The organism is Bacillus haikouensis (assembly GCF_013179555.1).
Lineage (GTDB): Bacteria > Bacillota > Bacilli > Bacillales > Bacillaceae_B > Rossellomorea > Rossellomorea haikouensis_A.
Map to the genome: position 1 here is coordinate 1 of NZ_JABMCR010000206.1, position 7,418 is coordinate 7,418.

Annotated in this window: 6 protein-coding genes and 1 other annotated feature; of the genes, 4 read left to right on the forward strand and 2 right to left on the reverse strand. The window is 44.2% G+C overall.

Features of this window, described 5'->3' with window-relative positions; translation table 11 throughout:
* Positions 1–222: 222 nt before the first annotated feature.
* Entirely contained in the window at positions 223–3,186 is a 2,964-nt protein-coding gene (locus HP456_RS17090; RefSeq protein WP_172253309.1) for a transglycosylase domain-containing protein, read from the reverse strand.
* Positions 3,187–3,367: 181 nt separating this feature from the next.
* Positions 3,368–3,583 (forward strand) — a binding site (T-box leader).
* A 69-nt stretch (positions 3,584–3,652) separates the two neighbouring features.
* On the opposite strand from HP456_RS17090, the gene tyrS reads away from it, so the two are divergent.
* From tyrS to HP456_RS17110, 4 genes are all read left to right on the forward strand, one after another.
* Positions 3,653–4,915 carry a tyrosine--tRNA ligase gene (gene tyrS, locus HP456_RS17095; protein WP_172253311.1) on the forward strand — a complete coding sequence of 421 codons (1,263 nt, stop codon included), beginning with the start codon at positions 3,653–3,655 and terminating at the stop codon, positions 4,913–4,915.
* A 242-nt stretch (positions 4,916–5,157) separates the two neighbouring features.
* Positions 5,158–5,403, forward strand: coding sequence for a hypothetical protein (locus HP456_RS17100; protein WP_246289186.1), 246 nt, complete (start codon positions 5,158–5,160; stop codon positions 5,401–5,403).
* Positions 5,404–5,677: 274 nt separating this feature from the next.
* Complete coding sequence (locus tag HP456_RS17105) at positions 5,678–6,202, forward strand: SRPBCC family protein (protein ID WP_172253321.1); 525 nt, start codon at positions 5,678–5,680, stop codon at positions 6,200–6,202.
* Between the two features lie 105 nt (positions 6,203–6,307).
* Positions 6,308–7,156: a protein phosphatase 2C domain-containing protein gene (locus HP456_RS17110; protein WP_172253324.1), complete on the forward strand. Its 849-nt coding sequence runs from the start codon at positions 6,308–6,310 to the stop codon at positions 7,154–7,156.
* A gap of 142 nt (positions 7,157–7,298) precedes the next feature.
* Here HP456_RS17110 and HP456_RS17115 read toward each other — a convergent pair.
* The coding region (locus tag HP456_RS17115; RefSeq protein WP_172253326.1) for an IS3 family transposase at positions 7,299–7,418 on the reverse strand (120 nt) is incomplete at its 5' end.

Below are 7,418 nucleotides of genomic sequence, written 5' to 3' on the forward strand. Positions count from 1 at the left end.
ATTAAAAATATAGGAATTAATTCAGACTAGGTATCATGATAAAAAATTTTCAAAAACAGATTAAGTGGTTTGAATACCCGTCATAATAACTTTTTCCGAGGGAGTCTTCGTCTTGCACTCCAATCAAAAGCTGGAACCGTCACTAATATATATGGGCATTAACACAGTCAAACGTAAAAAACGGACAAACACAAAATGTTTGTCCGTTTTATTAAGTGATATTCAGTTAATGTTGTTACTATCGCCATCTCCGCCTTCATCACTGCCTCCGTCACCATTCCCATCGCCATCTCCACCGTCTGATGGCGGAGGTTCAGGTTTATCAGGATCAGGCTTCTCCGGTTTATCAGGCTCAGGTGGTTTCGGATCTGTCGGTTTATCCCCGCCCGGAGGCTTTGGGTCAGGTTTTGGTTTCTCAGCTTTTGGTTTCTCAGCTTTTGGTTCCGCTTTACCTACCCGAACGGTGTTCGAAGGCGAGGATTCCTTACCGGCCACATCGACTGCCTTAACGAAATATTCCCCGTTGCCGGCTGAAACTGTATAGTTTTCACCCGATTTTATGCTCCCGATTTTATTTCCTGATTTTGAATATACCCGGTATCCGACGACATCACCGCTTGGTGATGAGGTCCATGTAATTTTGTTTCCGTTTACTGAAGCATTTACTGTTCCAGGTGCGGCCCCGTCATCGGAAATTTTATTTTCGGCAATCAGGACGTTCTTGAATCGCTCATCTTCCTGAGGGATCAGTTTTGAAGCATTCCCGGGTACCCTGCCGAACACACTCTTCACAAAGTCGGGATTCAGGATCACACCCGGTTGTGAGAATTCTTCCGGTGTATTGGGAAGTGCAAGATATTTCTTGCTGTTGACCATCACGTAACGGCTCATCAGCAAGCTGTCATCCGTCTTTGTCGGTACATATTTGGCATTGAACAAATCGCTCTTGACCAGTCCTGCTTTCGTACATGCTTCAGAAGGAAGCAGCCCGGAAATGGAGCAGAATGAACGGCGAACGATTCCGCCCGGTTCTTTAAAGGAGCCTTCTGGATCGATCAGTCCTGGTGCAAGGTCTCTTGTATCATTTAACAGAAATGACCAGAGGCGGATATTTCTTAAACCGTAATGGCCATACTGAGCACGTGAACCTGCAGTATTTAAATCAGAAGGTGTATCATAACCAAACCATGTACCAAACGTGATACTTGGGTTGGAAGCTACAAACCAGTGATCCTTATAATCTTGGGAAGTCCCTGATTTCCCTGCCCAATCTGAAGAGAAGTTAAGGAATCTTTTCGCATAACGACCAGTTCCCAGCGAATGGTCAAGTGTATCCCTCATCATATCGAGCGTCAGGTATGCGGTTTGAGGACTGTAAACATCCACAGCTTCCGATTTATGTTCAAATACGACATTGCCTTCTTTATCGGTGATTTTTTGAATCATATAGGCATCTACGAACTTACCTCCGTTGGCAAAGGTCGAATATGCATTCACATTTTCTTCGACCGTTATCCCCTGTGTGGTGGCCCCAAGCGCGAGGGATAAGTTATTATCCACACGTCCTAATTTAGCGAAATCCATCTTCATTAGGAATTCATTAAATGGATTGCGGTCATAGATGTTTGCATATGTTCTGACCGCAGGCAGGTTGAGGGACTCTGCAAGAGCAAGTCTTGCCGGGAATAGTCCACGCTCTCTGAACGAATAGTTCTCCGGGGTCCAACCATTGATATTCACTCCTACATCGGGAATTGGTGATCCCGGTGAAATATAACCGTATTCCAACGCAGGGGCGTAGGCGAGCAGCGGTTTCATCGTCGAACCGTTTGACCGGTAAGAGGATGTCGCGTGATTCAGCTGTTCCGTTTCAAAATCACGGCCGCCGATGAAGCTTATGATTCTACCAGTCTTATTTTCTATCATAATGGCGCCGACCTGCACAGGTTCTTCGACTTGAACCGCTTTACCCGTTTCGGGATCGGTAGTCGTCACTGTTTTACTTGGACCGTACATGGTATACGCATTTTTTGTTTTCTGCATTTGATCATAGATTTTTTTATCAATGGTGGAGTGTATTTCATATCCGCTTTGGCGGACATTCCTGTCTGCCAATGTACGATATTTCTCTTCCAATTCATCGTTGTTTTCAAGATCCTGTGTTGAATACCCGTCTTTCTTAGCAAGAACTTCTGTCATGATATCGATAGCCCTGCTTTCAAGCTCTGCAGTCAGCCAAGGATATCTTTCACTTGGAGATGCCTTCGGCTTAATGAAATCCTTCTTTAAATCATAGGCAACGGCATCTTCATACTCTTTGTCAGTAATATAACCTTCCCTGTTCATCCGGTAGAGAACTGTATTTTTTCGGGAAATGCCCGGTTCCAGATTCTCTTTGATTTTACCGTTGTTCATAAATGGTGTGTAGCTGAAAGGTGCCTGCGGCAATCCTGCAATGAAAGCTGCCTGCGGTAATGAAAGATCTTTGGCGTCTATCCCGAAGATCCCTATGGCAGCGGACTGCACACCAGCAATATTCTGTCCGGAAGAATTTCTTCCCAAAGTAGCGACATTCAGGTATGCTTCGAGGATTTCGTCCTTCTCAAAGAATCTTTCAAGTCTTAACGCCAGGAGGATCTCCTTTGCTTTTCTCTCGAAAGATACTTCGTTCGTCAGAATCTGATTCTTGATCAACTGCTGTGTGAGGGTACTTCCTCCGGATTGAGTCGAAGAATTGGTGAATTCCTGAAGTACTGCACGCATGATGGCTTTGGGCACTACCCCATTATGCTCTTTAAAATATTCATCTTCAGTTGCGATGACAGCATTTCTTAAATGCTTCGATACATCATTCAGTTTCACTTCTTCACGTTCAAGGTCCGTTCTTAACTTTCCGAGGTAGACATCATCAGCGAAATAGAGCTGGGAGGTTTCCTCATAATTGTATATGTCTTTTTTCATTTGATCGTATGGACGGATCGGTTCTTCTTTGACTAGTGAAGCGAAGTAGCCTGCACCCACCCCGCCGGCGAATGCTGTGCCCAGTACCAGGACAATTACGGTAACAAGGGCCAGGTTCCAAAATACTCCGTATGTAATCCTTGCACGTTTTTGAACTCTCGTATTTTTTAAGAACCTGATGACAGGATCTGATTTTTCAAGTATTTTGTTCCATGTTTCTCTCATATTTTCATTCCCCCTAGAACATTCCTATTATAGCATATCAGGGAGAACACTGTCGTAAAAAGTCAAATAAAAAGGGTATTTTGATATAAAAATTTCTCGAATTTGTTGACTAATATAGTGGAATATGGTAAAAACCTAATATAATAAGTATTGACCATTTCAATTCATTTACCAAATATCCCCTACCGCAATGAGAGGATAAAGTAATGTGCATTCCCTGTTTCCCAGAGAGTCAGTGGCCGCTGTAAACTGACACAAAATGCAGATGAATTACATCCTGGAGCTTTTGCTGTGAACGTTATTCAGTAGCAGCAAACGGTTAAAGCCGTTATCTTTATTGAGTGAAGGATATCTTTATCCTTAATCTGGGTGGTACCGCGCGAACAGCGTCCCTGCATATATGCAGGGACTTTTTTGTTTTTACGGGGGTTGTCAGGTGAGTTGAAGAGAAGAAGGAGGAAGATTTATGGAATTATTGAAGGATTTAGAATGGCGTGGAATCACGTACCAGCAGACAGACGCTGAAGGGTTAAAGAACCTTTTGGATAAAGAAAGCATTTCTATTTACTGCGGGATCGATCCGACAGCAGACAGTATGCATATCGGCCACCTGCTCCCGTTTTTAACGCTTCGCCGTTTTCAAAAACAAGGTCACCGTCCATTGGTTTTAGTCGGAGGGGCAACCGGTTTGATCGGTGATCCGAGCGGTAAAAATGAAGAACGTAAATTGCAGACGATTGAAACAATCCGTCACAATGCGGCAAGCATCAAGAACCAGCTGGAGAGTATCTTTGATTTTGAAGGGGAAAACGGAGCGGTCATGGTAAACAACTATGACTGGATAGGCGCGATGGATGTCGTGACATTCCTGAGGGACTTCGGCAAGCATGTCGGTGTCAACTACATGCTGGCAAAAGATACGATTTCATCACGTCTGGAATCCGGGATCTCATTCACTGAGTTCACATACACAATCCTTCAGGCGCTCGATTTCAATCACTTATACGACCACTACAATTGTAAGCTTCAGATCGGAGGAAGCGACCAATGGGGTAATATAACGACGGGGCTCGAACTGATCCGCAGAACTCATGAAGAAGAAACAAAAGCATTCGGCTTTACGATACCGCTTGTAACGAAAGCCGATGGTACGAAATTCGGTAAAACAGAAAGCGGCGCGATCTGGCTGGATCCGGAAAAGACCTCTCCATACGAGTTCTACCAGTTCTGGATCAACACAGCGGATGCGGATGTTGTGAAATACCTGAAATACTTTACGTTCCTGTCCCGCGAAGAAATTGAAGGGCTGGCCGGTTCGGTCGAAACAGAACCTCATCTACGCAAAGCCCAAAAAGCACTTGCGGAGGAAATGACCAAAATGATTCACGGAGAAGAAGCGTTAGAACAGGCAATCCGTATTACTGGTGCATTATTCAGCGGAGACATTAAGTCACTTTCAGCTTCTGAAATTCTGGAAGGCTTTAAGGATGTACCGTCATTTGAACAGCCAAAAGGCGATGCAATCGGACTAGTCGACTTGATTGTCAATGCGAAAATTACCCCATCAAAACGACAGGCTCGTGAAGATGTCGGGAACGGTGCGATTTACATCAATGGCGAACGGGTAACTGATCTTCAGCATGTGATAAATGAGAAAGATATGATTGAAGGACAATTTACGATCATCCGCCGCGGGAAGAAGAAGTATTTTAAGGTTCAGTACGTGTAAGAAAGAAAAGAGTTTGTCGAAAACAGCGTAAGGCCCCTTTTTTGGAGAGGGAGCCACGCTGTTTTTTTAGGTTGGTTCTGTGAAAGGGAAAGGCGGAAAGTTGAAATAAACCTCGTTCCTTCTTTCAAAGGGGCCAAGTTGCAGGAAATGACGGAGAATTCCTGAAAAAGCATTGAGTTCACTCAAAGACTTTGAAATAATTGGAAGTGACGTGCAGAGAGAGAATGATTGGAGGAGTTACAATGAACAAAGCCGCGATTCTGTCATTTTTAATGGTGGGTTTAAGTGTGGTATTTTTCTTTATCATAAGGGGACCTGACGCAGATTTGGTACTGGCGGTCTGCACATTTGCGGGGCTTTCAATCCTTGGAATCATTTTTGCGCTGGTATCGAAAAGGTGGATACCTGCAATCATAGGTACTTTACTGAACGGTGCAGTATTAGTTTTCGCATTTTTCCTGCTGCTTGCCAGCGGGATCGGTGGATAAGGGGCTATGGGTGTTCTCTGGTCAAGTGAAAATGAGAGTGAGTAAATCGAAATGAAGGTTGCATGGATTATTTTTCCAATAATGTGCGTCATACGTTAGAACGCGACACCAGTATAGGGTATGGCGAAAGTGTAAAACAAATTAGAACTTTACTAGAGGAACTTATATTTTTTCTCATTGCCGCTAAAAACATATTGTCTTTCCCTTTCTCATTTGAAATAATTGATACTGGAGTATTATTTGGAATTATTAAAAAATTCTGGAGGGATTCGACATGTCCGAATTCAATGAAACAAATGGGTTGAAGACGAAAGTGGAAGGCAGGGATTTGATTATCGAGCGGATTCTTCATGCACCGCGGAATCAAGTGTTTCAAGCATTTTCCGAGTCAGAACAGCTGGCAGGCTGGTGGGGGCCAAAAGGGTGGAAGACTGAAAACCGGGAATTCACATTCGAACCGAATGGTGTATGGCATTATGGAATGCGTTGCAATGATAAGTCCCAGGGAGAATTTTACGGTATGGAATCCTGGGGAAAGGCTGTCTTTCGTGAAATTGTACCTCTCGAGAAAATCGTCTATGTCGATTCATTCTCAGATGAAGAAGGCAATGAAGTTGAAAACATGCCCGAAATGCTGATCACCCTGACATTCATCGATCAGGGGAATCACACGAAACTGATTATGCGCAATCAATTCGCGTCTGTCGAAACCCTCCAGCAGGTCATGGACATGGGAGTAGTCGAAGGGGCTGCATCCCAAATGGAATGCCTAGATGACCATTTAGAAGAAAAAAAATAAGCCTGAACAGGGGAGTTGTGAAAACGCAGCTCCTTTTTTGCTGGGACAAAGGGACAGGTACCTTGTCCCGGATGAAAATGAATTTTAATAAAAAGGCGGGATAACGTGAAACGTAACCATATAATCATCAAAGGTGACGGACGGCTAAACGAGGATGCGTTGATCATCAATGAACGCCATTCCTTATACGGAGTCGCTGACGGGGTATCATCCCTGGTGCCTTTTACATCAGCAGAGAACCTTACGGGGGGCTTCATCGCGTCCAACACGGCCAAAAAATATTTGGAGTCACTTATGCCAGTCGGACTTGATCTGTCCAGTGAAGTTTCAAACATAAATGACATCTTACATACGAAAATGAAAGAATACGAGATTGATAAAAACAGAAAAGAGCAGCTCTGGGGAACCGCCCTCGCAGCTGTGCACATAACGGAAAATGGAGTTGAATACATCCAGACTGGAGACTGCATGATCCTTGCAGTCTACCAAACCGGTGAAGTGCGGCAGTTGACCATACTGCAGGTCGATCACCTGGAGCAGGCCGTGATTGATACATGGAGGCAGTGCATCAAGCGAGGATTGAAAACAAAAGCAGAGATCATGCCGCATGTGAAAAACCAGCTGATTGCCAACAGACAGAAAAGCAATACCGGGAATGGATACGGCGTCCTTAACGGTGAACCTGAGGCAAGCGACTATTTCGAATACGGGAAAATCAACAAAGTCGGATTGACCCACCTCATCATGCTGACGGACGGACTGTTCCTGCCAGCAGAATCGATCCCAGATGGAATTCCTTACTGGGACCATGTCGCAAAGAGCCTCCTCGATAAGGGGCTGGAGAAATACGCGAAGGACTTGATTGATCTCGAAGAATCAGATCCAGAGTGCATCACCTATCCCAGGTTTAAGAAGAGTGATGATAAAGCTGGGATTGTACTGGGTTTTAAGTGACGAAGGGACACAGGGACAGGAACCTTGTCCCGGGAAAGAATCAATCTAAGAAGGGGTGGACTTCATGCAAGGCTTTCACCTACTGAAAAAGACCAGAAAGGGGACTAAAGTGTACCCTTTGTAAAGGACATTTTTAAAAAGCCTAAGCTACTTCTAAAAGATGATCTCTGTATTGAACAGGGGTCATCTTTTTTCGATTCCATTGATATCTATGGTGGTTATAGTAAGTAATGTATTGCTTAATCTCCTTTTGTACATCCTC